This window comes from Streptomyces sp. TLI_146 (assembly GCF_002846415.1).
GTDB lineage: Bacteria > Actinomycetota > Actinomycetes > Streptomycetales > Streptomycetaceae > Streptomyces.
Genome location: NZ_PJMX01000001.1, coordinates 6,977,135 through 7,002,993, shown reverse-complemented (window position 1 = coordinate 7,002,993; position 25,859 = coordinate 6,977,135). Strand labels below are relative to the sequence as shown.

The 25,859-nt window shown below is 72.2% G+C and carries 23 protein-coding genes; 7 read left to right on the top strand and 16 right to left on the bottom strand.

Translation table 11 applies throughout. The features are described from left to right. Window positions 1-214: 214 nt before the first annotated feature. Window positions 215-1,231, top strand: coding sequence for a PAS domain-containing protein (locus tag BX283_RS31150; protein WP_257583956.1), 1,017 nt, complete (start codon window positions 215-217; stop codon window positions 1,229-1,231). Window positions 1,232-1,255: 24 nt separating this feature from the next. Here BX283_RS31150 and BX283_RS31145 read toward each other — a convergent pair whose 3' ends face one another. Together BX283_RS31145 and BX283_RS31140 are read right to left on the bottom strand one after the other, a co-directional pair. After that, window positions 1,256-3,052, bottom strand: coding sequence for a serine/threonine-protein kinase (locus BX283_RS31145; RefSeq protein ID WP_101390773.1), 1,797 nt, complete (start codon window positions 3,050-3,052; stop codon window positions 1,256-1,258). A 32-nt stretch (window positions 3,053-3,084) separates the two neighbouring features. Then, window positions 3,085-4,410 carry a cation:proton antiporter gene (locus BX283_RS31140; protein WP_101390772.1) on the bottom strand — a complete coding sequence of 442 codons (1,326 nt, stop codon included), beginning with the start codon at window positions 4,408-4,410 and terminating at the stop codon, window positions 3,085-3,087. A 195-nt stretch (window positions 4,411-4,605) separates the two neighbouring features. Between BX283_RS31140 and BX283_RS31135 the strand changes: the two genes are divergently transcribed. After that, window positions 4,606-5,748, top strand: coding sequence for an aromatic ring-hydroxylating dioxygenase subunit alpha (locus tag BX283_RS31135; RefSeq protein WP_101390771.1), 1,143 nt, complete (start codon window positions 4,606-4,608; stop codon window positions 5,746-5,748). A gap of 28 nt (window positions 5,749-5,776) precedes the next feature. Here BX283_RS31135 and BX283_RS31130 read toward each other — a convergent pair whose 3' ends face one another. The 6 genes from BX283_RS31130 to BX283_RS31105 are packed head-to-tail and all read right to left on the bottom strand — an operon-like array spanning window position 5,777 to window position 11,913. Beyond that, on the bottom strand, window positions 5,777-7,018 hold the full coding sequence (locus BX283_RS31130; protein WP_257583953.1) for a benzoate/H(+) symporter BenE family transporter: 1,242 nt from the start codon (window positions 7,016-7,018) through the stop codon (window positions 5,777-5,779). Continuing rightward, entirely contained in the window at window positions 7,015-8,187 is a 1,173-nt protein-coding gene (locus tag BX283_RS31125) for an acyl-CoA dehydrogenase family protein (protein ID WP_101390770.1), read from the bottom strand. The genes BX283_RS31130 and BX283_RS31125 overlap by 4 nt, the downstream gene beginning before the upstream one ends. Further along, window positions 8,184-8,972: a thioesterase II family protein gene (locus tag BX283_RS31120; protein ID WP_101390769.1), complete on the bottom strand. Its 789-nt coding sequence runs from the start codon at window positions 8,970-8,972 to the stop codon at window positions 8,184-8,186. Before BX283_RS31120 ends, BX283_RS31125 begins: the two co-directional genes overlap by 4 nt. A 7-nt stretch (window positions 8,973-8,979) precedes the next feature. Beyond that, window positions 8,980-9,252 (bottom strand): phosphopantetheine-binding protein, encoded by a 273-nt coding sequence (locus BX283_RS31115; RefSeq protein WP_101390768.1) that lies wholly within the window; start codon window positions 9,250-9,252, stop codon window positions 8,980-8,982. An 18-nt stretch (window positions 9,253-9,270) separates the two neighbouring features. Continuing rightward, on the bottom strand, window positions 9,271-10,905 hold the full coding sequence (locus BX283_RS31110; RefSeq protein WP_101390767.1) for an amino acid adenylation domain-containing protein: 1,635 nt from the start codon (window positions 10,903-10,905) through the stop codon (window positions 9,271-9,273). A 45-nt stretch (window positions 10,906-10,950) separates the two neighbouring features. Continuing rightward, window positions 10,951-11,913: a chlorinating enzyme gene (locus BX283_RS31105; RefSeq protein WP_101390766.1), complete on the bottom strand. Its 963-nt coding sequence runs from the start codon at window positions 11,911-11,913 to the stop codon at window positions 10,951-10,953. 502 nt (window positions 11,914-12,415) lie between these two features. Between BX283_RS31105 and BX283_RS31100 the strand changes: the two genes are divergently transcribed. From BX283_RS31100 to BX283_RS31090, 3 genes are read left to right on the top strand one after another with little or no spacing between them, the layout of a single operon-like run. After that, window positions 12,416-13,459 (top strand): 3-oxoacyl-[acyl-carrier-protein] synthase III C-terminal domain-containing protein, encoded by a 1,044-nt coding sequence (locus BX283_RS31100; RefSeq protein ID WP_257583950.1) that lies wholly within the window; start codon window positions 12,416-12,418, stop codon window positions 13,457-13,459. Next, on the top strand, window positions 13,456-14,703 hold the full coding sequence (locus BX283_RS31095) for an MFS transporter (RefSeq protein ID WP_101390765.1): 1,248 nt from the start codon (window positions 13,456-13,458) through the stop codon (window positions 14,701-14,703). Before BX283_RS31100 ends, BX283_RS31095 begins: the two co-directional genes overlap by 4 nt. Before the next feature lie 13 nt (window positions 14,704-14,716). Next, window positions 14,717-15,016 carry a muconolactone Delta-isomerase family protein gene (locus tag BX283_RS31090; RefSeq protein WP_101390764.1) on the top strand — a complete coding sequence of 100 codons (300 nt, stop codon included), beginning with the start codon at window positions 14,717-14,719 and terminating at the stop codon, window positions 15,014-15,016. On the opposite strand, the gene BX283_RS31085 is transcribed toward BX283_RS31090, so the two are convergent. From BX283_RS31085 to BX283_RS31070, 4 genes are all read right to left on the bottom strand, one after another. Beyond that, window positions 14,970-15,248 (bottom strand): phosphopantetheine-binding protein, encoded by a 279-nt coding sequence (locus BX283_RS31085; protein WP_257583949.1) that lies wholly within the window; start codon window positions 15,246-15,248, stop codon window positions 14,970-14,972. The two genes, BX283_RS31090 and BX283_RS31085, sit on opposite strands and share 47 nt — an antisense overlap. Continuing rightward, window positions 15,245-16,108 carry a hypothetical protein gene (locus BX283_RS31080; RefSeq protein WP_101390763.1) on the bottom strand — a complete coding sequence of 288 codons (864 nt, stop codon included), beginning with the start codon at window positions 16,106-16,108 and terminating at the stop codon, window positions 15,245-15,247. The genes BX283_RS31085 and BX283_RS31080 overlap by 4 nt, the downstream gene beginning before the upstream one ends. Next, window positions 16,105-17,106 carry an FAD-dependent oxidoreductase gene (locus BX283_RS31075; protein WP_218976531.1) on the bottom strand — a complete coding sequence of 334 codons (1,002 nt, stop codon included), beginning with the start codon at window positions 17,104-17,106 and terminating at the stop codon, window positions 16,105-16,107. The genes BX283_RS31080 and BX283_RS31075 overlap by 4 nt, the downstream gene beginning before the upstream one ends. Before the next feature lie 144 nt (window positions 17,107-17,250). Then, the gene (locus tag BX283_RS31070; protein WP_143676500.1) at window positions 17,251-18,291 is read right to left on the bottom strand and encodes a 3-oxoacyl-[acyl-carrier-protein] synthase III C-terminal domain-containing protein; all 1,041 of its coding nucleotides are present in this window, start codon (window positions 18,289-18,291) and stop codon (window positions 17,251-17,253) included. Between the two features lie 215 nt (window positions 18,292-18,506). On the opposite strand from BX283_RS31070, the gene tsaA reads away from it, so the two are divergent. Continuing rightward, window positions 18,507-18,974, top strand: a complete 468-nt coding sequence (gene tsaA / locus BX283_RS31065) for a tRNA (N6-threonylcarbamoyladenosine(37)-N6)-methyltransferase TrmO (protein WP_143676499.1) — start codon at window positions 18,507-18,509, stop codon at window positions 18,972-18,974. A gap of 190 nt (window positions 18,975-19,164) precedes the next feature. Here the strand turns inward: tsaA and BX283_RS31055 are convergent, their stop codons facing one another. Both BX283_RS31055 and BX283_RS31050 read right to left on the bottom strand, forming a co-directional pair. Further along, the gene (locus tag BX283_RS31055) at window positions 19,165-20,430 is read right to left on the bottom strand and encodes a GNAT family N-acetyltransferase (protein WP_101390760.1); all 1,266 of its coding nucleotides are present in this window, start codon (window positions 20,428-20,430) and stop codon (window positions 19,165-19,167) included. A gap of 53 nt (window positions 20,431-20,483) precedes the next feature. Further along, window positions 20,484-21,737, bottom strand: a complete 1,254-nt coding sequence (locus BX283_RS31050; protein WP_101390759.1) for an MFS transporter — start codon at window positions 21,735-21,737, stop codon at window positions 20,484-20,486. Window positions 21,738-21,792: 55 nt separating this feature from the next. Between BX283_RS31050 and BX283_RS42215 the strand changes: the two genes are divergently transcribed. Continuing rightward, window positions 21,793-22,803, top strand: coding sequence for an ArsR family transcriptional regulator (locus BX283_RS42215; protein WP_101390758.1), 1,011 nt, complete (start codon window positions 21,793-21,795; stop codon window positions 22,801-22,803). A 275-nt stretch (window positions 22,804-23,078) separates the two neighbouring features. Here BX283_RS42215 and BX283_RS31040 read toward each other — a convergent pair whose 3' ends face one another. Beyond that, the gene (locus BX283_RS31040) at window positions 23,079-24,230 is read right to left on the bottom strand and encodes an XdhC family protein (RefSeq protein ID WP_101390757.1); all 1,152 of its coding nucleotides are present in this window, start codon (window positions 24,228-24,230) and stop codon (window positions 23,079-23,081) included. Between the two features lie 61 nt (window positions 24,231-24,291). Continuing rightward, a complete protein-coding gene (locus BX283_RS31035; protein WP_101390756.1) occupies window positions 24,292-25,749 on the bottom strand; it encodes an NCS2 family permease in 1,458 nt (485 codons plus the stop codon). Window positions 25,750-25,859 lie beyond the last annotated feature (110 nt).

Here is a 25,859-nt window from a genome sequence, read left to right as displayed (position 1 = left end):
CTCAAGAGGACCACGCGACAGGCGATCCAAACGCCACCAGGGGCACCTGGTACTCAGGCAAATGCCTGAATAGCGGAGCCTTTCGGGGCGCTTGGAGCGCTCGACGGGGCTCGCGGGGGCCGCCACTTCGGCCGAGAACCGAGCATGCGTGCGATCTGAAGGGGATACCCATCGGGAGATAACTGTGCGTCAATCAGTGGCGTACGGAACGGATATGAACAGAGGGACCGCTGTGGACGATGCCGGTGCCGCCTTCGCGGGCCTCGTGGACCTCGCCCCGGCCGCGGCCTTCATCCGCGACTGCCAGGGCCGCTATCTGTGGGCCAACCACGCCTACGCGCACCTGTACGGCGCCGTGCCGGACGAGCTCGTCGGCAAGTACATCGAGGACTTCGACGCCCCCGCCGAGGCCGTCCAGTTCCGCGCCCTCGACCAGGAGATCCTCACCCGGGGGACGCCGGTGCGCCACACCCTCGACTACCGGCGCCCGGACGGCAGCGCGGGCCGGGCGGTGGGCCACCGGTTCCCGGTCCGGGAGAACGAGCGGACCTGTGTCGCCGGGATCTACGTGGACGTCACGGACCAACTGCGCGCCATGGTCCAGTGGCAGGAGGCCGAGGACAACCTCCAGGCCCTGCGCGACCACAGCGGCCTGCCCTGCGCGCTGCTGTCGGCGAACGGGCGCGTGGTCGAGGCGAGCGCGGCGGCCGCCGAGCTGTTCCGGATCGGCCTGCCCGACCTGGTCGGCCGCCGCGCGCACACCCTGCTCGCCCCCGACCCCGGCCTCGACCGGCTGCACCGCAGGTGGAACGGGCTGATAGCGCGCCGCACCAGAAGGCTGGAGACGTCCGCGGTGCTCGTCGACGCCCAGGGGCGGCAGCGCCGCGCACAGCTCCATCTGACGACGGTCGGCCACTCCGCCACCCGCGCGCGGCACGTCTGGGCCGTGGTCACCCATCTGAGCCTCGCCCACGAGGCCCATCCGTCCCTCACCGCCGCGCAGATCCGCATCCTCTCGCTGCTGGCGGCGGGCAGCAGCAACGGCGACATCGCCAGTTCGCTGAAGCTGTCCCGGCAGACGGTCGACTACCACCTCAGCCGCCTGCGGGACCTGCTGGGCGCCGCGACCCGCCCCGCCCTGGTCGCCCGCGCCTACGTGCTCGGCATCCTCGCCCCGCGCGCCTGGCCCCCGCGCTCGGCCACGGCGGCCCATCCGCTCAGCACGGCCTGACGGGGCGCGGGCGGGGCCGCGCGGTCAGGAGGTGGACACGCTGCGCCACACCGTGAGGTCCACGCCGACGAACTGGCTCGGCGACTCCTTGGGGGCGAATCCGCGCACGGTGACCAGGCCGTAGTGCCCGGAGCCGGTCTTCACGCAGATCCGGGACCCCTTGCCGAGCTTGTCCTTGGTGATGGACGTCGTGTACCGGGTGTTGGCGCGGCAGCCCGCCAGGGAGCCCGGCTCGCCGGCGTCCAGCAGCGCCATGGTGTTCTTCGACTGGTTGGTGGCGAGGGCGTCTCCGTTGACCATGTCGGCCGCGTAGCCGAAGTCGCCCTCGTAGAACACGTCCATCTTCTGCGGCTGGGGCGGCTCGTCGGCGAACTTCACGGAGTAGCCGATGGGAATGCTCATGTTGGTGTATACGGCTGCCTTCGGCGCCGCCGGGGCCTTGTTGTTCCCGCTGCCGACGCCCGCACCCGAAGCCGCGCCGCCGGGCTGCGACGACGCGCTGTCCTTCTTGCCGCTGTTGTTGCTGTCCTTACCGCCGTCCGAGTCACTGCCGGAGAGCTGCCCCACCAGGTACGCGCCGACACCGATGAGCACGGCGGCGCCCGCTCCCGCGGCGACCAGTGCGGCACGGTTGCGCTTGCGCGGCGGCTGCGGCGGAGCCGGATGGCCCGCGACCGTCCCCGCCGCGGGAGCGTGAAGCGACTGCGGCTGTACGGGGTGCGGATACGCGGACTGGGTCGGCGGGTACACCGGCGGCGGTGTCTGCGGGGCGGTCTGCGTCGGGGGGTACACCGGGGCCGCGGCCGCCTGGGTCGGGGAGTACGCCGGGGGTGCGGCCGTGGCCGCCTGCGTCGGCGGGTGGGCGGGCTGCGGCGGCGGAGTGGGGGCCGCCGCCTGGGTGAGGTCGGCCGCGTACGAGGAGGGCAGCCAGCCCTCCGGGCGGCGCAGCGCCGGGTCCTGGGAGGCCCGGCCGCACATCTCGATGACCTGGGCGGGGGACGGCCGGTGCGCCGGGTCCTTGCTCAGACAGGCGGTGACGATCTCCCGCAGCTCGTCCGGCAGCCGCGACAGATCCGGGTCCTCGTGCACGATCCGGTAGAGGACCGCGTGCGAGGAACCGTCGCCGAAGGCCGCGGCACCCGTCGCCGCGAAGACCGCGATCTGGCCGAGCGCGAAGACGTCGGTCGCCGCCGTGCAGCTCGTCCCGGCCGCCTGCTCCGGCGACATGAAGGAGGGGGTGCCGACGCTGACACCCGTACCGGTGAGCGCGGTGGCGTCCGCGGCCCTGGCGATGCCGAAGTCGATGACGCGCGGCCCGTCGACCGCGAGCAGCACGTTGGACGGCTTGAGATCGCGGTGGACGATGCCCGCCTGGTGAATGACCTGGAGCGCCTCGGCGATCCCGGCCACCAGCAGCAGAACGGTCGCCACCGGCATCGCGCCATGGGCGGCGACGGCCGCGTGCAGGGAGGGCCCCTGGACGTACGCCGTGGCCAGCCAGGGGTGCGGTCCTTCGGTGTCGCTGTCGACCACGGGCGCGGTGTAGAGACCCTGTACGCGCTGCGCGGCCCGTACCTCCTGCTGGAACCGGCGGCGGAATTCGGGGTCCTCGGCGAACTCGGGGCGGATCACCTTGATCGCGACGGGCCGCCCGCCGGGCGTGTACGAGAGGTACACCTTGCCCATGCCACCGGCGCCGAGCCGTGCGCTCAGCAGATATCCGGCCACAGAGCGCGGGTCGTCCTCCGCCAGCGGCTGGAACACCCCCGGATCCGTCGCCGGACCGTTCGCCCCGCCGCCTTGCTGCCGATGGTCCGTCATGTTCTGCCCCCGTATGTCCCTTTACCCGGCGCTTACGGCGCCGAGCCTATCGAAGCCCGCGGGGGACGCGTGCCCGAGGCGGTGTCCTCGGACGGGAGGGGTGGACGCACCCGGTGCAGCAGCGGCCCCGTCATCAGCGTGGTGATCACCGCCATCAGCACCATCGCCGTGAACAGCCGGGTGTCGATGACGCCGAGACCCAGGCCCACGTTGAGGATGACGAGTTCGGTCAGGCCGCGGGCGTTGAGGAGCGCGCCGAGGGCGGTGGCCTCGCGCGGGGTCGCGCCGGTCAGGCGGGCCGCGCCGAACGCGCCGGTGAACTTGCCCGCGCAGGCCGCCACCAGGACCACCGCCATCATGGCCAGGCCCCGGCCGCCGAGGCCGGAGATGTCGACGGACATGCCGGTGACCGTGAAGAAGACCGGCAGGAGCAGCAGGCTGGTCTGCTCGATGCGTTCGGGGACCTGCGGGGCCGTCTCGTCGATCCGGGCGCGCGGGACCACCGCGCCGAACGCGAACGCGCCGAAGACCGCGTGCAGGCCGATCTCGTCGGTTGCGACGGCGGTGAGCAGGACCCCGACCACGAGCACGGCATGGGTGAGCGCGGTGCCGCCCGCCCACGGTCTGGCCGGGTCGAGGAGCCAGGTCAGGCCCGGCCGTACGAGCAGGACGAGCGCGGCGAGCAGCAGCGCCGACTCCAGCGCCATCCGGGCCAGCGGCCACGGCCCGCTCGCGCGGACCACCACGACCACGGCCGCCAGGATGCACCAGGCGAGGAAGTCCTGGACGGCCGCGCAGGCGAGCGAGATGGACCCCAACGGGTCCTTGTACAGACCGCGTTCGGCCAAAATGCGGGCCAGGACGGGGAAGGCGGTGATGGACATCGCCGCGCCGAGGAAGAGCGCCGGGCCGAGCGGCCCGTCCGTCTTCAGCTCGGACTTGCTCAGCCACGGGTAGAGCCCGTACGCGAGGCCCGCGCCCAGCGCGAACGGCAGCGCCACCGAGCTCAGCGAGACCGCCGCCACCTGCCGTTTCGCGGTGGGCGTGCGCAGGTGGCCGACGTCGAACTGGTAGCCCACGCCGAACATGAAGAGCACCAGGCCCAGTTGGGACAGGAGCTGGAGGTAGGGCAGCGTGGCGGGTGCCACCAGCCGGGTCTCCAGCCCGCCCGGGAAGAGGGAGAGCAGGCTCGGGCCCAGCAGGATGCCGCCGATGATCTCCCCCATCACGGCGGGCTGCCGCACCCGCTGCGCCAGCCGGGCCAGGACGAAGGCCACCGCGAGGATGACGGCGAGGGCGAGGAGAAACCGTCCGGTGGGGGGTGCGGTGGATCCGGCGAGTAGCTGATGCGTCTGCACGTCGGCTCACTCCTGTCGGGCCGCAGGGTGTCGCGCTGTTCTACAGATGCTTTGCGCAATGGCACAACTCCCGTTCAACACCCGCCGTTCAACCGCGTGTTTTTTGACATTGAACAGGTCTCGTCACCCCTGACCAATTGGCTATAGAATTCCGGCGGACCCAAACCCCGTACGGGACTTGGAGGGAGTTGGCGGATGGATCGCGACGAGGAACTCCGGATCCTGGACCGCGCCCTGGAGCACCTTCGCGACAAGCGACTCCCGCTGACCGACACGGACACCCGGGTCAGCGTCGACCGCTATCAGTCGCCGGAGTGGTACCGGGCGGAACTCGACCGTATTTTCACCAAGTTGCCCTCGATGCTGGTGCACAGCTCCGAGATTCCGGCGCCCGGCACCTTCGCGACCCTGGAGCATTTCGGCAGACCGCTGATCGTCAGCCGCGACCAGGACGGGTTAGCGCATGTCTTCCTCAACGCCTGCCGGCATCGCGGAGCCCGTCTGGAAAAGGACGCGTCGGGCGAGCGCCGACAGTTCATCTGCGGTTATCACGCCTGGCGTTACGACCTGGATGGCACCCTCGCCGCGATCCCGAGCCCGCACTGCTTCCCCGGCGTCGAGCGGGGAAAACGCAACCTGGTGGCGCTCCCGGCGGTGGAGGCGTACGGGTTCGTCTGGCTGATGCCCGAGGAGAATCCGGGCCGGGCCGACCTCGACGCGTTCCTGGGCGACTTCCGTCCCGACATCGCGGATCTCGACCTCTCCTCGTACGAGATCTACGGCGCCGAGAGCCAGGAGTGGGAGATCAATTGGAAGCTGGTCGTCGAAGGCACCCTTGAGGGTTACCACTTCCCGTTCCTCCATGCGAAGAGCGCGAACCCGCTCTTCGAGAACAGCACCTTCTTCTTCGACTCGTTCGGGCCCCATCTGCGGTCGATCCTGCCGAAGCGGTCGATAAACTTCATCACGAAGACGGAACGCAGTGAACGGCGTCTTCTGTCGGTGGCGAACGTGATCCACACGATCTTTCCCAATGAGACCGTGCTCCATCAGTCGGACCACTTCCTGTGGATTACCAGTCACCCGCTGGGCCCGACCCGTACGCTCGTGAAACTGCGCCTCATCGTGCCCAAGGGATCGGTGCGGGAAGGCAACGTCGAGCAGTGGGAGGAGAACCGGCAGCTGACCTATCAGGTGCAGTACGAGGACCTGGAAATCTATCGCGAGATCCAGATAGGTCTGACGACCGGCGCCAACGAGGAACACTGCTTTGGTACGCAGGAGTTCGCGCTCCAGAAGTACAACGAGGCGATCGAGGCCCATCTCTTCGGGGAGTGACGCGCGGCCCTCACCGCCGGGGCCCGTCTCACTTCGCCGGCAGTCGCCGCTTCGCCGCGTACAGCGCGCCCCCGGCCAGCAGCCCCCAGAACGCGCCGCTGATCCCGAAGAACTGCACCCCCGACACCGTCACCACCAGCGTGACCACCGCGGCCTCGCGGTCGCCGGGGTCGGTCACCGCCCCCACCAGCGAGTTGCCCAGCGCGCCCAGCAGCGCGAGGCCCGCCACCGCCTCGATCAGGGTGGGCGGGGCCGCGCCCACGAACGCGACCGCCGCGCCCGCGCCCAGGCCGAGCAGGACGTAGGCGCCGCCGCCGATCGCCGCCGCCCGGTAGCGCTTGCGGGGGTCGGGGCCCGCGTTCTCGTCGGCGCACAGCGCGGCGGTGATCGCGGCGAGGTTGACCGCGTGGCCGCCGAACGGCGCCGAGGCCAGGCCGAACGCGCCGGTCCAGCCGAACAGCGGGCCGGGCTCGGGCTCGTAGCCGTTGACGTTGAGGACCGCGATGCCCGGGATGTTCTGCGAGGCCATCGTCACCACGTACAGCGGCAGGGCGATGCCGATGACGGCCGCCGCCGTGAAGTCGGGGGTGACCAGGACCGGCTTGGGCCACAGCGGTCCGAGGTCGGCGGCGGAGATGTGGGTGGTCGCGGTGATCAGGACGATCGCGACGACGACCGCGGCCGGTACCGCGTACAGCTTCCTGAAGGTGCCGACGGCCGCCCAGACGACGACGATCGCCAGGCCCACCGCCGGTTTCTCCTGGACCGCCTTGGCGGGGGCCAGGCACAGCGGCAGCAGGATCCCCGCGAGCATGGCGTTGGCCAGGGGTTTCGGGATGGCCGAGACCCAGCGGCCGAGCGGCTTCCACAGTCCGGTGACCACGATCAGCGCGGCGGTCACCAGGAACGCGCCGACGGCCGCGCCGAATCCGCCGTCGACCGCGGCCGAGCCGGCAAGGAGAGCCGCGCCCGGCGTCGACCAGGCGACGCTGATCGGCATCCGCAGCCGCAGACTGAGGAAGATCGCGCAGGCGCCCATCGAGACGGAGAGGGCCATCAGACCGGACGCCGCCTCGGCGCGGCTCGCGCCGACCCGGGTCAGGCCTTCGAGGACGATCGCGAACGAGCTGGAGAACCCCACGAACGCGGCGATCAGACCGACCGTCCCGGCCCTCACCAGCTCGGACGCCAGGCCCGGGCCCCGCTGCGGCTCCGGCTTCGGGCCCGCTGGGCCGCCGGCGCTCGCCGCCTCCGTCTCGGACGTGGTCACGGCAACTCCTCGTATCCGCTCTGTACGACGATGTCGCGCATGACCTCGCTCGCTCCGGCGGCGACGGTGGCGGCTTGGGCGTCATGCACGGTCTGGACGATCGGCGCGCCCTCCCGGAAGCCCTCGGAGCCGTGCAGATGGCGGCATTCCTCGGCGACGGTCCGGGCCACTTCGGTGGCCTTGAGCTTAGCCATCGAGCAGGCGGTGATCGACAGGGGGTCGCGGGCGTAGCTCCAGGCGGCATGGTGGGCGAGTTGGCGGGCCGCCTCGACCTCGGTGAGCAGATCGGCCATCTTGTGGCGGACGGCCTGCTTGGCGCTGAGCGTCGACTCGAACATGGCCCGGCTCTTGAGGTACTTCCAGGTGGTGTCCAGGCAGTTGGCCGCGTCGCCGACCGCCGAGATCCCCGCCGCCAGCCGCTCCAGCTGCATGTTCTTCATGATCTGCACGAAGCCGGAGTTGCGGCGGCCGATCACGTTCTCCTTGGGCACCCGCACCCCGCGCATGCTGACGTCGGCCATGGCCGAGGCCCGCCAGGCGATCGAGTCGTTGGGGTGTACGTGGACGCCCTCGGCGTTGCGGTCCACCACCAGCAGGGTCAGGCTGCCCTGGTTTCCCGGGAGTTGCCCCGTGCGGACCGCCGTGACGAAGAAGTCCGCGAAACCTCCGTTGACGACGAAGCGCTTCTCGGCATCGACCACCAGGTGGTCACCTTCCTCGACGGCCGTCGCCTCCAGCCGCCCGAGGTCCGAGCCCGCCTGCGGTTCGGTGATCGCGAGACCGGCGATCAGATCGCCCGCGACGGCCGGGCGCAGATAGCGCTGCTGGAGCTCGGCCGAGCCGTTGGTGGCGAGGTAGCTGGTGCCCATGTAGGCGTGCAGCGCCACCGCGAAGCGCACTCCCCCGAAGCCGGTGCGGCCCAGCTCCTCCAGGAAGACCACCGAGTGGAAGAAGTCGAGTCCGGCGCCGCCCACCGAGGTGGGGTGGTTGAGCCCGAGCAGCCCCTCGGCGGCGAAGGCGTGCCAGGCCGAGCGGGGCATCGCGCGCCGCCGCTCCCACTCCGCCGCGTAGGGCACGACCTCCTTGCGGAAGAACGTACGCACCGACGCACGGAACTCCTCGTGTTCCGGCGTGAGATGGGGCGAGGGGCCGTTCAGCGGGTCCGTCATCGCACGCCCCCCGTCCCCAGCCGCGCGCAGATCGCCGCGAGCACGGCCTCCTCCTCGTCGCGCAGGAAGAAGTGCCCGGCCGGAAAGGACCGGATCGCGAACTCCGCCGTCGTGTGGTGCTTCCAGGCCACCATGTCCTCGTACGGGTCGATGTCGTCGCCCTCGCCGCACAGCGCCAGGACCGGCGCCGCGATCCGCCCCGGTGACGGCTCCCAGGTCTCGGCGAGCCGCAGATCGGCGCGGAGCACCGGCTCCAGCAGCTTCATCAGGGCGCGGCTGGCGAGGACTTCGGGCGGGACGCCGTTCATCTCGCGCAGCCGTCGGTGCAGCGTGGGCCCGTCCATGGTGTGCATGGGCGGGGTGCGCGGTGCCACGCCCGGCGCGCGGCACGCCGAGACGACCAGCAGCTCGGGCGGGCGGTGGCCGTCGGCGGCGAGCCGGTGGGCGAGTTCGTAGGCGAGGCGGGCGCCCAGGCTGTGGCCGAAGAAGGCGTACGGCCCGCGTTCGGTCTCCGGGGCCAGGGCCTCGGCCAGCGCCCCGAGCGCCTGCGGCCACGAGTCGAAGGGGCGCTCGCGGAAGCGCTGTTCGCGCCCGGGCAGCCGGATGCCGGTGACCCCGACGTCCGGCGGCACCCGCTCCTGCCAGCCGCGGAAGACCTGGGTGCCGCCGCCCGCGTACGGGAAGCAGAACAGCCGGGTGGTGACCTCGGCGTCGCCGAAGAACCGGGCGAACGGGCTGCCCGTCGCGGTCCCGGGCGGCGCTGCGGCGCGGGGTGGGGGGCGCACGGCGGGCCTACGCCATCGCCTCGTCGACGGCCTTGGCCAGACTGCTCAGCCTGGCGTCCTCGTAGAGCGTCTCGGGCAGCAGCACGTCGACGGTGAAGCGCTCCTCGACCCGGGACAGGAACTTGATGGCGGTGAGCGAGTTGCCGCCGAGCTCGAAGAAGTCGTCGCCGACGGCCACTTCGGTGATGCCGAACAGACCGCGCCAGATCTCGGCGATCGCCTCCTCGGTCGCGGTCATGGGCGGCGTACCGAGCGCCGCCTGCGAGTCCTGGGAAGTCATGGTCTCTCCTCCGTCCGGTCAGTCCCGCGAGGCCACCGGCCGGGCGGCCGGGGCGGCGGGGGGTGGGGTGTGGCTGTCGTGCGCGGCGAGCAGCGCGCGGCCGTCGACCTTGCCGGTCGCCGTCAGCGGCAGCGCCTCGCACAGGTGGATGCGGGCCGGGACCAGATACGCGGGGAGCCGGGTCCGCAGATGGTGGCGCAGGGAGGTGGGTGTGACGGACTGGTCGTCCGTCACCACGAAGGCCACCAGGGCCCGTTCGCCGCGCGTGGTGCTCACCGTCACATGGCTGCGCCGTACCGAGGGGTGGTGGTCGAGGTGGTGGGCGACCTCGCCCAGCTCGATGCGGAAGCCGTTGATCTTGACCTGGTCGTCGTCGCGGCCCTGGAAGACGAGCGAGCCGTCGGGGAGCAGGGTGCCGTGGTCGCCGGTGCGGTAGAGCCGTTCGGTCACGCCGTCGACCAGCCGCTCGACGAAGCGGTCGGCGGTGAGCTCCGGCATGCCCACATAGCCGGGCGAGAGCCCGTCGCCCGCCAGGCAGATCTCACCGGTCCGGCCCGGCTCGCACAGGGTGTCGCCGTCGATCACATAGAGGCGGGTGTTCTGGATCGGAGTGCCGATCGGCAGCAGCCCGGAGTCGGGGAGCAGCCGGTCGACGGGGTGGTAGGTGGCGAACGTGGTCGCCTCGGTGGGGCCGTACACATGGACCAGCCGCCCCGGTCCGTACCGCCGCAGCGCCGCCGCCACATGCGGGATCGAGTGGAGCTCGCCGCCCATGAGGACGGTCTCGGTCCCGTCGACGGCCTCCGGCGCCTCGTCGACCACGGCGTTGAACAGCGCCGTGGTGAGGAAGACGACGGTGACGCGGTGTTCGTCGACGACCCGCCCGAGCCGGGAGAGCCGCACCAGGCCCTCCGGGTAGAGCACGCACGTACCGCCGTTGAGCAAGGCGCCCCAGATCTCGAAGGTGGCGGCGTCGAACGTGACCGGCGCGAGCTGGAGCAGCCTGCTGTGCGCGTCGAGGCGGGCGAAACGGGTGCCGAGGACGAGCCGGGCGATGCTGCGGTGGCGGATGGCCACGCCCTTGGGGCGGCCTGTGGAACCGGAGGTGAAGTTGATGTACGCGAGGGAGTCACCGGTGGTCTCGACCGCCGGGGCGGCCTCGGCTTCCTCCAACTCCCCCTCAACCGCCAGTACCTGACATTCACTCAGCCGTCGGGAGAGCTGCTCATGACGGTCAGTCAGCACCCAGCGGCAGTCGGCGTCGGCGAACAGGCCGTGCAGGCGCTCGTCGGGCCAGCCCACGTCGAACGGCAGATACGCGCCTCCGCACTTCAGCACCGCGAGCAGCGCCACGATCAGCTCGGGCGAGCGCGTCAGACACACCCCGACCGTCGCCCCGGGCGGGAAGCCCTCGGCGAGCAGACGGCGGGCGAGCCCGTTGGAGAGCCGGTCGAGCTCCCCGTAGGTGTACGTGCGCCCGCCCTGCACGACCGCGGGCGCGTCCGGGTCGCGGGCGGCGCTCGCGGCGAAGAGCGCGGGCACCGAGCTGTCCCGCGGGTAGTCGGATGCGGTCCGGTTGATCCGGCGATGGAGGGCGAACGCCTCCTGGGTGCCGGCGAGTCGGGTCCCCGTATGTCTTTCCAGCGCAGACACCCCTCGGGATGTGGCGACGTCGAAATGGCCGTGGTCGGACGAGGGTCAGCGGGCAGGCCGGAAGGGCGTGCCGTTGACGGTCCGGTCGACGAAGCGGTTGTGCTTGTACCTGTCCTCGCCGGAGACGAGCACGCAGCCGAACTTGTCGAGGCTGGCCTCGCCGCCGAACTCCTGGAGGGCGTCCGAGAACGGGTAGACCTGCACCTGCGTCGGCAGATAGCGGGCCGCGTACCCCAGGCGCATGTTGTCGGTGAGGCCCGCGTGCGGGTGCGAGGCGTGCATCAGGGTCGACCAGAAGACGATGAACTGGCCCTGCTTGAGCACCATCGACTTGGCCTGGGACTCGTCCGGGCTCCAGTTCGGGTCCTTCTGGAGCTGGCGGTAGTCGTAGCCGAAGAAGCCGCGCCGCACGCCGCCCTTCTCCACCTTGCCGATGGAGTCCGCGTCGTACGTCATGACCTTGGACTCGTCGTAGTTCATGGTCCGGTGCGAGCCGGGGATGAACTGGAGGCAGCCCATCTCCACACTGGCGTCGGTGAACGCCGACCAGACGGTGATGGTGCCGCCGAACTCGGAGTCCTCGGGCCACACGATCTGGGGGTGCTTGGATCCGGCCACGTTGGAGAAGTTGTCGGCCTGGTGCCAGTCGGTGCCCTCGTCGCCGGGGTACTTGGGGAAGAACTCGGTGCGCCAGCAGAGCACGTCGGGGCCGAGGAGGGAGGCCACCCGGTGCACTATCTCGGGGCGCGTGATGTGGTCGGCGAGGAAGTCGACGTCGAGGTGGCGGTCGTAGTTGGCGAGGTTGGTGACGCCGGAGACCGCCTTCTCCTGCCCGTAGATCGCCCGCTTGGTGTTGAGCAGCTTGGGGCGCAGGGCGCGGAGGTTCTTCTCCATCTCGGCGGGTTCGTACATGTCGAACGGGCCGATGTATCCGTCCCGGTGGAACTGTTCGATCTCCCGTGCGCTCAGGGAGAAATCGGTGGTCGTGGTGCCGGCCAGGTCGTCCATGCATCACCTCTGTGTAAGCGACACTCCGCTACGGCAGCGGACGGGTAAATGCGTGCTGTTCCGGTCAACTCTCGCCACCAGAGGGCGAGTTGTGACCTGTTTAACACAGGACCGCGTTCGGACGCTCCCATTCCCTCCGGAGTTGCACAGGCGCACGGCCCGCGGTGGACATTGCGCGGGTGGCGGGGTACGGGGGCTGCCGGGCCGTCGCGGGGAACGGACCGGACGGGGGGGCGGCGGCGCGGCCCGCCGGGACCGCGCACAATCGGCCGCGCGGGAGGGATTCGGGCGTAAGCTCACAAAGACGCTGAAAAAGGGCAAGGGATGAACCCCCGGAACCGCGCTCCGCACACGGTGGGTTTCCCCCGGGTGCACGACGGCCCACCAGGGCGCGCGACTTGCGCCTTTCGGCCCTTGACGCGGCATCCCGGGGTGGAGAAGACTCCTGCTGATAATCCGCATCACTGACGATGCCCTCCGGGGCCCTTTCCGGGAGGACCCAGTGCGTCTGTCCCCGCCCTTATCCACGCCGCTGCGGATCGCGGCCGCGACGCTCTGGCTCCCGGACCGGCGCGAGACCACCGAGGCCGCGCTGGCGGCCGGCCGGGTCGACGAGGAGACCGCGGCCCGTCTGCGCTACCGCGAGGTCTCCGTCAGCCGCGACCACGCGGCACCCGAGATGGCGGTCCTCGCCGCCACCGACGCACTGGCGGCCGCGGGATGGGACGGATCGGGCCTCGGCATGGTGGCGCACGCCTGGACCTACCACCAGGGCCATGACTTCTGGTCGCCCGCCCACTACGTCGCCCACCACATCGGCGCCCCGTCCGCCAACGCCGTGGGCGTCCAGCAGATGTGCAACGGCGGAGCCGCCGCACTCGAAGTCGCCGCCGCCCGGATGATCGCGGACCCGGGCGTGGCACGCGCCGCGGTCACCACCGGCGACCGCTTCCCGCCGCCCGCCTTCGACCGCTGGCTCGGCGACTACGAACTCGTCTACGGCGACGCCGGGACCGCCCTGCTCCTGGACCGCGTCCAGGGCCCGTACGAACTGCTCTCGGTGGCCACCGTGGCCCGTTCGGAGTACGAGACGATGCACCGCGGCGACGACGAGTTCAGCCCGATGCCGCGCACCCTGCCCCAGGTCGACGTGCGCCGCACCAAACGGGCCTTCGTCGCCTCCGGGGCCGAGCCCGGGTTCGACGCGGCGCTCGTCGAGGCCGTGGTCGAGGTGGTGAACACCGCGCTCACCGAGGCGGGGCTCGCCCCCGACGACCCGCAGGTGCGGTTCCTGACGCTCCCCCGGCTGGGCGCCGGACCGCTGGAGGAGTTCTTCCGGCCGGCCGTCGACCGCCTCGGGCTGCGCCACGCCGAGATCCTCGACCTGGGCGGCGGCACCGGGCACCTGGGCGCCGGGGACTCCGCCGCCAACCTGGCCACCCTGCACACCGAGAAGCGGCTCGCCCCGGGCGAGGTGGCGCTGCTGCTCAGCCTGGGCGGCGGGTTCAGCTGGTCCTGCGTCGCGGTGCGGGCGGTGAGCCGATGAGAGCGCGCCCGACGGACGGGAAGCTCAGCGACCGCGCGGTGGTGGCCGTCCTGTGCGCCGGGTTCTTCCTGCTCGACTTCGACCTCGTCGTCATCAACCCGATCCTGGTCCCCGTCTCCAAGGACTTCGACGTCAGCCTGGGCACCATCGCGTTCGCCCTCACCGGCTATCTGGCGATGGTCGGCATCATGCAGCCGGTGCACGGCGCGATCTCGGACCGGGTGGGCCGGGTGCGGGTGCTGCGCACCGCGCTCCTCGGCCTCGGCGTCGCGGACCTCGCGGCGGCCCTGGCGCCCAACGCGGCGCTGCTGATCGCGGGCCGCGCCATCGCCGGCGGCTTCGCCGCCGCGCTCATCCCGGTGACCGTCGCGTACGTGGGCGACCACATCCCGATGGAGCGCCGCCAGCGCACGATGGCGGCGATCATGTCCTCCAGCGCGGTCGGCGCCGCCATGGCGACCGTCGTCGCGGGCGCGCTCACCGAACTGCTCGACTGGCGCTCGCCGCTGCTCATCCCGGCCGTCGCGGCGCCGCTGCTGGCCCTGGTGTACACCCGGCTGCCGGAGGCGCCCCGGGTCAAGGGCGCCGAGGGGCCGGGCGTACGGGAGCGGTTCGCCCAGGTGCTCGGGGACGGCTGGTTCCGGTTCCTCATCCCGTTCACCTTCGTCGAGGGCGCGGCGATGATGGGCCTGTTCAACTTCTTCAACGCGGCCCTCCAGAAGCACGGCAGCAGCGTCCTGATGTCGGGCCTGGTGACCAGCGCGTACGGGGTGGCGGCCATCGGGGGCAGTGTGGTGGTCCGGGCCGTCGACGCCCGGGCGACCGGCGCGGGCATGTTCGGCTGGGGCACCGGGCTGCTCTTCGTCGGCTACCTCACGGCCGCCTTCACCCAGTCGGTCGCGGGCATCCTGGTGGCCAGCGCGCTGGCCGGACTCGCCCTCGCCGTCGGCCAGTCCGCGCTCCAGGCGTGGGTCCTGGAGGCGGCCGCGCCCGAGGCGCGCGGCAGCGCCGCCGCGGTCATCGCCTGCTCGGTCTTCACCGGCGCCGCCATCAGCACGGCCGCCGTCGGCCCGCTGGCCGGACGCGGCGACTTCGGGCTGCTGTTCGGTATCGCGGCCGCCGCGACCGTGACGGTGTCGGTCGTCGGCACCCTCGCGCGGGCGCGCTTCGCCCGCTCCGACCGTGCCCTGCGGATGCCCGCCGGGCCGCCCGTGGACCAGGAAGCCCCGCACCCACTCAACTGAAGGAGAGTCATCCATGGCGCTGTTCGCGGTGATAGCCAAGCGGGCCCCGGTGGGCATCAGCATCGAGGAGTTCCAGGAGAAACTCGCCGAGGGCTTCCGCTACACCCAGGAGCTGGAGGAGAAGGGGCTCATCAGGGACCGCTGGATCCTGGTCGGCGCCTCGGCGGGGCTCAACATCTACGACGTCGAGTCGCACGAGCAGCTGATGCAGCTGCTGTACCGCAGCCCCGCCGGACTGCACCTGGACTTCGAGGTGTACCCGCTGATCAGCCCGCCGAGCTATGACCCGATGGCCGAGGGCCCGGCCCACTGAAGAACGCCCGCTCGATCCGGCTCAGCGAGCGGAAGTCGTCGAGGTCGAGGGTCTCGACGTCGACGGGCCGCCCGCTGAGCCGCTCGATCAGCACGATGAACTCCAGAAAGCCCAGCGAGTCGATGAGCCGGCTCTCGATCAGGTCGTCGTCGGGACCGATCCCGGCGGCCTCCGGGTGGCGCCTGCCGATCCAGGCGACCACCTCCGCCAGTTCGCCGGCCGGCGCCCTCACCGCTCGGCCCCGCCTGCCGGGGCCGCCGCGCCGAGCGCGGAAGCCGCCTCCACCACGGCCCGCGTCGCCGCCTCCCAGCTCCCGTACCTGGCGTACAGCACCAACAGCCAGCGCTCCAGGCCGAAGGCGGCGCAACTGGTGTGGACGGCCTGGCCGGTGTCTTCGAGGGTGATCCCGCACCGCTCGCCGAAGAAGTTGCGGTGGACGTTGAGCGAGGCGATCGCGAGGCCGTCGACGAGGAACTCGTGCTTGACCGGCGAGAGCCGCTGGAGCAGCGCCCGCTGCCCGCCCCGGTCGTAGAAGGGGTCGGTCGCCGCCTCCTTGCGCACGGCCAGGCCGAGCGCGTCCGTGAGGGCGGTGATCCGCTCCTCGAACCGGCGCAGGTGCTCCTGGGTGAAGTCGTACGAGCCGAGCGCGACGATCTCGCGCATATGGAAGCCGAGCAGGCGCCGCAGCCCGTCGTAGTGCTCCTCGCGGCGGAAGCAGCGCCCGAGCACGGTCACCGTCGTACCGTCGGGCAGGGCGCGGCCCTCGTGGTGCAGGTAGACGGCGAAGCACGCGGCCGAGGGAAGGCCGAAAAGCGCGGGTTCAAGTGCCTCCGGGGCGAACTCCTCGTGTTTCACGCCCTCTTGATGGTGCGTGAGGTCGAGGGTGCTCACCACGAGCGCCTGGTGCGGGAAGTTGTCGTACACGTCGAGGCGGGAGAGCGCGGCGACCGGCAGCAGCGGCGGCATGATCATGGGGGCCGCGCCCCTGCCGGTCCCCAGGCCTTCCAGGAGCGCGTCGAGGCGCTTCAGCAGGACGGTCGCGCCCGGCGAGAGGGCCGGCAGACCCGGGGCGTCCGCCGGGGCCGAGGTCATGAGACGACTTCGGCGGTGGCGCCGCCGAGCGCGAGGCGCAGGACGTCCTGGGCGCAGCCCCAGGACAGGCCGACCGCGATACCGCCGTGGCCGTAGTTGTGTATCACCCGCGCAGAACCGACCGGCTCCACTTCCAGGCGGGTCTGCGGCCGTGAGGCCCGCAGGCCGACCTCGACACCGGTGACGGCGGCCCCGGCTATCCGGGGCTCCACGGCGATGCAGCGCGCCAGGATCTCCTCCGTCCGGGCCGGGTCCGGCTCCATGCTCCACACCTCGCGCTCGGCGGTGCCGCCGCACACCAGACGGCGGCCGTGCGGGAAGTAGCTCGTCGAGTTCGGGCCGGGATTCTGCTCGAAGAAGAACTCGTCGATCCCCGGGTTCTCCACGATCACGTGCTGGCCGCGCACCGGGAAGACCTTCGGGTCGTCGGCCAGGGCGCGCGCGCCCACCCCGGTGCAGTTGACGACGAGCGGCGCCTCGGCGGCCGCCGCCTCCAGAGAGTCCACCACGCCGGTCTCGACGCTGCCCCCGGCGGCGGTGACCCGGGAGGCCAGGTACTCCAGGTACACGGGCATGTCCACGATCGGCAGATCGACCCGGAACGCCACCGGGAACCCGCCGCTCTCCTCCTCGCCGCAGGGCGCGTACCCGGGCAGGTGGGCGGCCCACTCGTGGCCGCCCGCGGCCTGCCGGTTGACCAGGCGGCCACGGGTCAGCCGGACGCCGCTGTCCGGCTGCTTGGCCAGCGCGGTGAACTCGGCCAGGCTCGCCTGGTGCCAGGGCCGGGTGATCGCGGTCGGCGCGAACTTGGCCTCCGCCTCGGTCTCGTCGGCGATCGCCGGGCCGCCGATGATCGCCCCGGCCACGGCCGAGGTGGTCTCGCGCGGCGGGCGCTCGGCGAGGACCCGGACCGTGAAGCCGCGCTCGGCCAGACACACCGCCGTGGTCAGTCCGGCCACACCGGCGCCGATGACCAGGGCTTCGTTGCGCTCTGTCATGGGACTGCACCTCTTCATGTCTTCATGGGGTTCATGGCTTCATGGCTTCATGCGGCAGATGTCGTGGGGGGTGTGCGGGACAGCCGTACGGGGACGCCGCACCGGAAAGACGTTTCCCGGCGCCCGGGTGTGACACCCGGCGCCCTATTCGTGGGATATCGCGACGCAGGACCAGGTGAAGCCGTTGCCCGCGCTCAGGAACAGCGCCACCTCGCCCGGCGCGAGCCGGTCGTCCGCCTGGAGGGTGGCGAGGTTGGCCACGGGGTCCCCGGCGCCGAGGTGCCCGGTGTCGCGGCCCAGATCGAGCAACTCCGTGTGGGGCAGGGCGAGTTCGTGGACGGACGGCCCGTAGAACTGGCTGAGCGCGCCCGTACTGAGGCGGGGCAGGACGAGATAGCGCAGCCGGGGGTCGGCCGGGGTGAGTCCGGCGTCCGCGATGGCGTCGAGCACCACGCGCTGCACGGACCGGCGCAGCACCGCGACGAACTTGGGCCAGCCGCCGCCCGCCCGGAAGGCCAGCTTGGTGCGCCGGGCGCTGATCGTGCCGTACGCGCTGCGCGGCGCCGGGGTGAAGGCGTCGTCGCCCCGGTAGAGCACCTCGTACTCGGGGACGCTCACGGACGCGATGGCGAGCAGCCGGTAGGGGCCCGCGTCGCGGTCGAGGAGGAGCGCGGTGGCCGCGTCCCCGTAGGCCACGTCGATGTCGCCGGACCAGCGGTCGAAGCCGGGCTCCACGAACCGGTCGGCGGTGGTCACCAGGCACCGGTTGACGGTGGGGTCCAGGGCGAGGCGGGCGGCGGCCGCCTCCAGGGCGGCGACGCCCCCGTTGGAGGTCTGCTGCACCCCGATCGGGGTGGCGTGGCGGGCGCCGATGCCGTGGGCCACGTAGTGCGGGGCGGACCAGAAGTCATGGCCCTGGTGGTAGATCCAGGAGTGGACGACCAGGGCGAGGTCGTCGCCGGACCAGCCCGCGTCGGCGAGCGCCTTCTGGGCGGCGAGCACGGCCATCTCGGGGGCCGCCCGGTCGGGACTCTCGCTCAGCGCTCTGTAGCCGAGCCGGTCGGCGGTCTCCTGGTCGAGCCGCCCGTCCGCCACCGCCCGTGCGGTGTCCAGACGGCGGGACGGGAGCCAGAGCACGGCGGCGGCTATGCCCGGCGGTTCGGGTAACGGCGGACTCAGTCTCACGGGGCTGCCTCCTCGGACCGGCCCGTCGACTCGGGCCGTACCTCCCGGCTGCCCACTATATTGTCAGCGGTATTGATTGTCAGGCATCTGTCTCTCAAGTTGGCGCACAACCGGCGTGTTTGAGGCGTTGCGCGCCGGGGCGGCGCGGGGTGTCGTTCACCTTGCGCCGTCGTTCTGCTTGGTTGACGTAGTTCCCCAGTGCGAGGAGATACGAGGTGTCCCACCCGCCCGCCCCTCTCGGCGCCGACGCGGTCGTGCCGCTGTCGCCGATCGGCTATGTCGTGACGGATTACGCCCGCCCCCAGGAGACGCCGCCGCAGGCGACGCTGGCCTACGGGGACCAGGGCCACGTCGTGCTCTACGAGCCCTATGCGGGAGGCCTCGACGGCATCGCCGAGGGCTGGTACGCATGGCTGCTGACCTGGCTGCACGACCAGACCGAGGAGGAGACCGCGCCCCTCCAGGTGGTGCCGCGCGGCTGGGAGGGCAGCGGCCGCACGACCGGCGTCTACGCCACCCGAACACCCAACCGGCACAACCGCATCGGCCTGAGCCTGGTGCGGGTGCGCGAGGTGAAGGGCAATGTGCTCCACTTCGACGGCGTGGACCTGGTCAACGGCACGCCGGTGCTCGACATCAAGCCGTATTCGCCGACCTCCGACACCCCGCCCGAGTCGGACTAGGTCCTGTCGTCAAAATCCCGTCGTCGCCCGGAGGGCGGCCCTGCGGCGTCTGGTGCGTGCTCTCGGCGTGCCGGGTGGAAGTCCTCGTACTGGTTGTACGGGGGCTTTCACCCGGTGCGGCGAGAGTGCGTGCCAGGCGTCGCGGGGCAGACGGGATTTTGACGACAGGCCCTAGGCGGGGCGCGGCGGGTCAGAACTCGTCGACGGTGTGCGGGAGCCGGTCCGTGCGCAGCGCCGCGCCCAGGGCCGCCCCCGCGCCCGGGGTGTGCTCGGTGATCAGGCCCGCCGCCACGAGGTGGCGCGGATCGGTGCCGCCGAGGTAGCAGGCGCCGAGGTCACGCACGTCCAGGGCCAGGTCGGGCCGGGCGTCCGTCGGTTCGTACGAGGCGGTGTACGACGCCGGGTCCGGGCCGGCGTCCGCTCCCGGCGCGACCGTCAGCCGGAAGCGGCCCGCATTGGCCGGTACGCGTTCGTCGCGCACCTCCACGACCAGGTCCGCCGGGGCCGCCCAGGAGCGCGCGGTGAGCGCGGCGCGCACATCGAGCAGGCGCAGCCACAGCGCCGGGAACGTCTGGGTGACGCGGACCTGGTCGCGGTCGGCCGCGAAGTGGTGCAGCGGGTCGTCCGGGGCGCCGCCCCAGTAGCGGACCCGCCCGGTCAGGTCGATCGCGGCGAGATACCGCCAGAGCGCGGCCGCGCCCGCCGGGGTGTCGGCCTCCAGCTCGTCGACGCGGACCAGGCCCGGCGAACCGGCGTCGTCGTCGCCGCCCTTGGTGCGGTACACCGCGTACCCGCCGAGCGGCTCGTCCGGTGCGCCGAGGGCGACGATCCTCGGCGGGCTCAGCTCGTCGTCCTCCTGGTCCTTGTCGGCCAGCCACTCCTTGCGCCAGCGGACCGCGTCGCGGGCGATGCGGCCGGGTGTGCGGGCGCGGGTCGCGTCGTAGTACGGCCCGAGGAGCGCGGGGGCGTCCGACGGGTCGACCAGCCGCAGCGGGCGCTCGTCGGGGGCGACGCGCAGGGCGAGCGGACGGCCGGAGTCGATCTCCACGGTGGCGCCGTGGGTGGCCGCGCCGAAGCCGAAGCGGCCGTAGATGGCCGCCTCGGAGGCCCAGAGCGCGGCCACCGGCCGCCCCTCGCGGGCGGCGCGGCGGAAGAGCTCGGCCATCATGCCGGAAAGGACGCCCCGGCGGCGGTGGGTGGGGGCCACGGACACGAACGTGAGCCCGGGGCAGGGGAGTTCACCGCCGGGGACGGAGATCGTGAACCGGAAGGCGGCGAGGAAGCCGACGAGCACGTCACCGTCGTAGGCACCCACCCGGTCGCAGTCGAGGAGTGCCTCGCGGTGGTACTTGCGGATCTCCTCGTCCTCGGGCCGTTCGTGGAAGACGAGGTATCCGAGGTCGAGGGCGCGGTCGACATGGGCTTCGGGAACGTCGCGGAAGCGCAGCTGATCCATTCCTCGACACTAACCCGGCCGAATCGGACAGTCATCCGTATTTATCGGGCGGCTCAGCCGGGTGAACCCACCGTCTCCTCGCGGCGGTCGACGGCCCCGCGCCCGGCGAGCGGCACGGTGACGGTCCCCGCGGCCAGGAACAGCGTGCCGAGCAGCAGCCAGCCCGCCGCTCCCCCGTGCGTGACCAGGGCCGCGACCAGGAGCGGACCGCCCGCCCTCGCCAGGTCGGAGCCGAGGCTCCAGGCACCGAGGAACTCGCCTTGGCGGTGCGGGTCGGCGAGGCCGTACGAGATGCCCCAGCCGCTGGCCGAGGAGAGCAGCTCGCCCGCCGTCAGCAGGGCCACACCGACCGCGAGCACCAGCACGGCGGGCGCCGGCGGCAGCGCGGCCGTGGTGGCCGTCACCGCGCAGGCAGCGAACAGCGCCCAGCCCGCGCGTCGGCCCGCGACCGCCGCCCCGGCGACGGTCTCGCTGCCGCGCGCGGCCCGCACCTGGAGCAGGATCACCAGCGCGGTGTTGAGCAGCATCAGCACCGCGACCGTCCAGGTGGGCGCGTGCGTACGGGACGAAATCCACAGCGGGAGGCCGAGGTTGAGGATGTCGGCGTTGATGTAGAGCAGTCCGGAGAGCGCGGCGAGGGCGAGGAAGCGGCGGTCGCGCAGGGCGCCCCGGCGATTGACGCGCCGGTCGGCGGCCTCCGGTGCCGTGCTCGGGCCGTCGTCCGGCATCCGGAGCACGATGGCGGCGACGATCGCGTATGAGAGGCAGTTGCCCAGGACGAGGGCCGCGTAGGCGGTACGGGAGTCGGCGGCCAGGGCGGCGCCCGCGCCCAGACTGCCCAGCGAGAAGCCGATGTTGAGCATCACCCGGGTGTACGCGCTGACCGCGACCAGCGCCGAGTCGTCCGCGATGCGGGCGAGGTAGGCACCGCGCACCGGCCGGGACGCGCTCTCGGCCAGGGCGATCGCGCAGACGACGGCGAGGAAGGCGGCGAAGCCGTCGACGAGCAGGTATCCGGCGAAGGCGACGGCCCGTACGACCACGGTGGCCAGATAGACCCGGCGGTGGCCGAACCGGTCCCCCAGCCGCCCGGCCGGGACGGCGACGGCGGGTCCGAGCAGGGCGGCGATGGTCAGGCCGAGGCCGACCTGGGTGGCGCCGAGCCCGACGACCCGGGTGAAGAAGAGGGCGGCGCCGGTGTGGAAGAGGCCGTTGCCGATCCAGTCGACGAGGGTGGTGAGGGCGTACGCGCGCAGCGGGCCGCGGGGTGGCAGCAGGGCTGCCACCCCGGAGGAGGTGGAGGACATGCCCCCAGCCAACGGCCTTTCGCCGCGCACCGACAGACATTTAGGCTGGGGCTCAATGCTCAGCTACCGACTCGGCGTCGACGACCTCGCCGACATGCGCTTCGCCTGCTCGCCGCTCCTGGAGACCGCGACCAGCCTGTGGGCGCTGCAACGCGCCGACAAGTACGCGCTGCACCTGCCGTGGGTGCGGCACACCCGGGCGGCGCTGGAGGCCGCGTCCGGGTTCGACCGGAGCCTGCTCGGGGAGCTGACGGTGCGCGGCAGCGGCTGGATCCCGGACTTCATCACGCCGCGCCCCGACTCGCCGCTGCCGGAGGTGGCGGACGAGCTGCGGCGGGTGCGGGCGACGCCGCCGTCGAAGGCGCTGTCGGACGTACGGGCGGCGTACGCGGGCCGTGAGCTGCCGCCGCGCCTGGCCGAACTGGCCGTGGACGCAACGGGGTTGCGGGACGCCGTCGCCGACGTGGTGGAGGCCTACTGGGAGCTGGCGATAGCGCCGCACTGGCCGCGGATGCGGGCCGTCCTGGAGGCGGACATGGTGTGGCGGGCGCGGCTGCTGGCGCGCGAGGGGGCGGCGGCGCTGCTCACGTCGCTGGATCCGACGGCGGTGTGGCGGGGCGGGGAGCTGACGCTGTTCGTGCACCGCGATCTGCATCTGGGGGCGGCGGTGGACGGGCGGGGGTTCTGGCTGGTGCCGACGCTGTTCGCGCAGCACGCGATCAGTCCGGTGGGGCCCGCCGAGCCGCCGACGATCGCGTATCCGGCGCGGGGGGTGGGGACACTGTGGGAGGCGCGTCCGCCGCGGCCGCCGGGCGCTCTGGCGTCACTGGTGGGCGCGCCCAAGGCGGCGCTGCTGCTGTCCCTGGACGGCCCGGCGTCCACGACGGAACTGGCCCGCCGCCTGTCCGTCACCCCGAGCGCCGTCTCGCACCACCTGTCCGTACTGCACCGAACGGGCCTGGTGAGCCGGGCCCGGGCGGGCAGGGTGGTGCTGTACGCGCGGACGGGGGTGGGGGATGCGCTCGCGTCCCCAGAGGCTTCGAGCCCCTCCCCGCCCCTTCCCTGAACCCTCCGGGGGTGGGTGGAGGTGAGGGTGGGTGGGTTTTCCCGGAGGCTACGCCCCCGGACCCCCTTTGCGGGGCCTGCGGCCCCTGCACCCCGCCTCTTTCGTCTGCGGACCGTGCTGGGCTGGTCGCGCAGTTCCCCGCGCCCTTTAAATGCGCCCCTTCGGGGCGCCCCTGTAGGGGCGCGGGGAACTGCGCGACCAGTTGGGGGCGGCCCGCAGACGACGAACCGAGCCGCCCGGCCGAGGGCTTCAGGGAAGGGGCGGGGTGGGGGAAACTACGCCACAGAACCTATCCGCCCCACCGGCGCCTCCGGCCCGTCATGGTGGATCGGGGTGTGCGCGCCGGTCAGGGACGCGCCCGTCCCGCCCCGCCGGTTCGCCACGATCTCCGCAGCGATCGACAGCGCCGTCTCCTCCGGGGTGCGCGCGCCCAGGTCGAGGCCGATGGGCGAGCGCAGGCGCGCCAGCTCCAGCTCCGTGACGCCGACCTCGCGCAGCCGCGCGTTGCGGTCCTCGTGCGTGCGGCGCGACCCCATCGCGCCCACGTACGCGACCGGCAGCCGCAGCGCCGCCTCAAGGAGCGGGACGTCGAACTTCGCGTCGTGGGTCAGCACGCACAGCACCGTGCGCGAGTCGACCTCCGTCGACTCCAGGTACCGGTGCGGCCACTCCACCACGATCTCGTCCGCGTCCGGGAACCGCGTCGCCGTGGCGAACACGGGCCGCGCGTCGCACACCGTGACGCGGTAGCCGAGGAACTTCCCCACCCGCACCAGCGCCGACGCGAAGTCGATGGCGCCGAAGACGATCATCCGGGGCGGCGGGACGCTCGACTCGACCAGGACCGTGAGCGGCTGCCCGCACAGCCGGCCGTCGGCGCCGAGCGTCAGCGTGCCCGTGCGGCCCGCGTCCAGCATGGCCCGCGCCTCGTCCGCCACCGCCCGGTCCAGCTCGGGGTGGCCGCCGAGGGCGCCCTCGTACGTACCGTCGGGGTGGATCAGGAGCGGGCGGGCGACCAGGTCTGCGGGGCCCTCGGTGACCCGGGCGAGCGCCGCCGCCTCGCCGCGCGCCGCCGTGGCCAGGGCCGCGGCGAACACCGCGCGGGCGGGCGAGTCCACGGGGACCGGGGTCACCAGGATGTCGATGACGCCGCCGCAGGTGAGGCCGACCGCGAACGCGTCCTCGTCGCTGTAGCCGAAGCGTTCGAGGACGGGCTCGCCGTCTTCCAGCGCCTGTTGGCACAGGTCGTAGACCGCGCCCTCCACACATCCGCCGGAGACGGAGCCGATCGCCGTGCCGTCGGAGTCCACCGCGAGGGCGGCGCCGGGCTGGCGCGGGGCGCTGCCGCCGACGGCCACCACGGTGGCGACGGCGAAGGTGCGGCCCTGCTCGACCCACCGGTTGAGCTCTTCGGCGATGTCCAGCATGTTCGGTCTCCTTAACCAGCGGATGGGTGGAGGGCGTCCGGTCGTACGCCCTGGTCGTTGTCTACTTGACGCCCAGCCAGCTCTCGATGGGGCTGAGCGCGAAGTAGACGAGGAAGATGGCGGACAGGGCCCACATGAACCCGCCGATCTCCCGCCACTTGCCCTGCGACGCCTTGATGACGGTGTAGGCGATGACGCCCGCGCCGACTCCGGCGGTGATGTTGTACGTGAACGGCATCAGGACCACGGTGAGGAACACCGGGATCGACACCGAGCGGTCGTTCCAGTCCACGTGCTTGGCCGCGCTCATCATCATCGAGCCGATCACGACCAGCGCCGCCGCGGCCACCTGGGCCGGGACCAGCTGGGTGAGCGGGGTGAAGAAGAGGCAGGCCGCGAAGAAGAGACCGGTGACGACCGAGGAGAGGCCGGTGCGCGCGCCCTCGCCGGCGCCGGTCGCGGACTCGATGAAGACGGTCTGGCCGGAGGCGCCGGAGACGCCGCCGATCGCGCCGCCCGCGCCGTCGATGAACAGCGCCTTGGACAGGCCCGGCATCCGGCCCTGGTCGTCGGCGAGCTTGGCCTCCTGGCCGACGCCGATGATGGTGGCCATCGCGTCGAAGAACCCGGCGAGCACCAGGGTGAAGACGATCATGCCGACGCTGATGGCGCCGATCTGGCCCCAGCCGCCGAACTCGACGTCGCCGAAGAGTCCGAAGTCGGGCTTGGCGACCGCGCTGCCGTCGAGGCCGGGGGCGGCTCCGCCCCAGTCCTTGTCGGACAGGCCGCCGACCTTGGTGACGACGAGCGAGAGGACCGTGCCGGTCACGATGCCGATCAGGATCGCGCCGGGGATGTTGCGCGCCTGGAGGGCGAAGATCAGGAGCAGGGTCACGGAGAAGAACAGGACCGGCCAGCCGACCAGCTCGCCCGTGGCGCCGAGGGTGACGGGGCCGCCCTGACCCTTGCCGACGAATCCGGCCTTCACCAGGCCGAGCAGGGCGACGAACATGCCGATGCCCATGGTGATCGCGTGCTTGAGGGGCAGCGGGATGGCGTTCATGATCATCTCGCGGAGGCCGGTGACGACCAGCAGCATGATGACCACGCCGTACATGACGCACATGCCCATGGCCTGCGGCCAGGTCATGTTGGGGACCACCTGGGTGGTCAGGGCCGCGGAGACGTTCAGTCCGGCGGCGAGCGCGAGCGGGACCTTGCCGATGAAGCCCATCAGCAGCGTGCTGACGGCGGCGGCGAGGGCGGTGGCCGTCACCAGGCCCGCATGGCCCAGCGTGTGCTTGTCGACGTCGGGCGTCGAGAGGATCAGCGGGTTGAGCAGGAGGATGTAGCACATCGCCATGAAGGTGGTGATGCCGCCGCGCACCTCTTGCGCGACCGTGGATCCTCTGTCCGTTATGTGAAAGTACCGGTCGAGCCAGGACCTTCCGGCGGGGACGCGCGAGCCGGAGCCCGCCTCCTCGGCGGTGGTCCTGGGCTCCACAGACTGCTGGGTCATGGTGCCTACTCCCAAGGTTCAAAGGGGCACCCGCATAAGACTTGAGATCTCAGTCAGACAAGCTGCGGGATTTGGGATGGTGCGTGGGCTGCACGACCCGGGGGACGGCC

Excerpts from the sequence above, each read along its gene's own strand:
- BX283_RS31050 (WP_101390759.1), bottom strand. The coding sequence starts at position 21,737 with ATGTCCTCCACCTCCTCCGGGGTGGCAGCCCTGCTGCCACCCCGCGGC.
- BX283_RS31145 (WP_101390773.1), bottom strand. The coding sequence starts at position 3,052 with ATGACGGACCATCGGCAGCAAGGCGGCGGGGCGAACGGTCCGGCGACG.
- BX283_RS31080 (WP_101390763.1), bottom strand. The coding sequence starts at position 16,108 with ATGACCTCGGCCCCGGCGGACGCCCCGGGTCTGCCGGCCCTCTCGCCG.
- BX283_RS31105 (WP_101390766.1), bottom strand. The coding sequence starts at position 11,913 with ATGGACGACCTGGCCGGCACCACGACCACCGATTTCTCCCTGAGCGCA.
- BX283_RS42215 (WP_101390758.1), top strand. The coding sequence starts at position 21,793 with ATGCTCAGCTACCGACTCGGCGTCGACGACCTCGCCGACATGCGCTTC.
- BX283_RS31075 (WP_218976531.1), bottom strand. The coding sequence starts at position 17,106 with ATGACAGAGCGCAACGAAGCCCTGGTCATCGGCGCCGGTGTGGCCGGA.
- BX283_RS31090 (WP_101390764.1), top strand. The coding sequence starts at position 14,717 with ATGGCGCTGTTCGCGGTGATAGCCAAGCGGGCCCCGGTGGGCATCAGC.
- BX283_RS31115 (WP_101390768.1), bottom strand. The coding sequence starts at position 9,252 with ATGACTTCCCAGGACTCGCAGGCGGCGCTCGGTACGCCGCCCATGACC.
- BX283_RS31040 (WP_101390757.1), bottom strand. The coding sequence starts at position 24,230 with ATGCTGGACATCGCCGAAGAGCTCAACCGGTGGGTCGAGCAGGGCCGC.
- BX283_RS31150 (WP_257583956.1), top strand. The coding sequence starts at position 215 with ATGAACAGAGGGACCGCTGTGGACGATGCCGGTGCCGCCTTCGCGGGC.
- BX283_RS31095 (WP_101390765.1), top strand. The coding sequence starts at position 13,456 with ATGAGAGCGCGCCCGACGGACGGGAAGCTCAGCGACCGCGCGGTGGTG.
- BX283_RS31055 (WP_101390760.1), bottom strand. The coding sequence starts at position 20,430 with ATGGATCAGCTGCGCTTCCGCGACGTTCCCGAAGCCCATGTCGACCGC.
- BX283_RS31125 (WP_101390770.1), bottom strand. The coding sequence starts at position 8,187 with ATGACGGACCCGCTGAACGGCCCCTCGCCCCATCTCACGCCGGAACAC.
- BX283_RS31035 (WP_101390756.1), bottom strand. The coding sequence starts at position 25,749 with ATGACCCAGCAGTCTGTGGAGCCCAGGACCACCGCCGAGGAGGCGGGC.
- BX283_RS31135 (WP_101390771.1), top strand. The coding sequence starts at position 4,606 with ATGGATCGCGACGAGGAACTCCGGATCCTGGACCGCGCCCTGGAGCAC.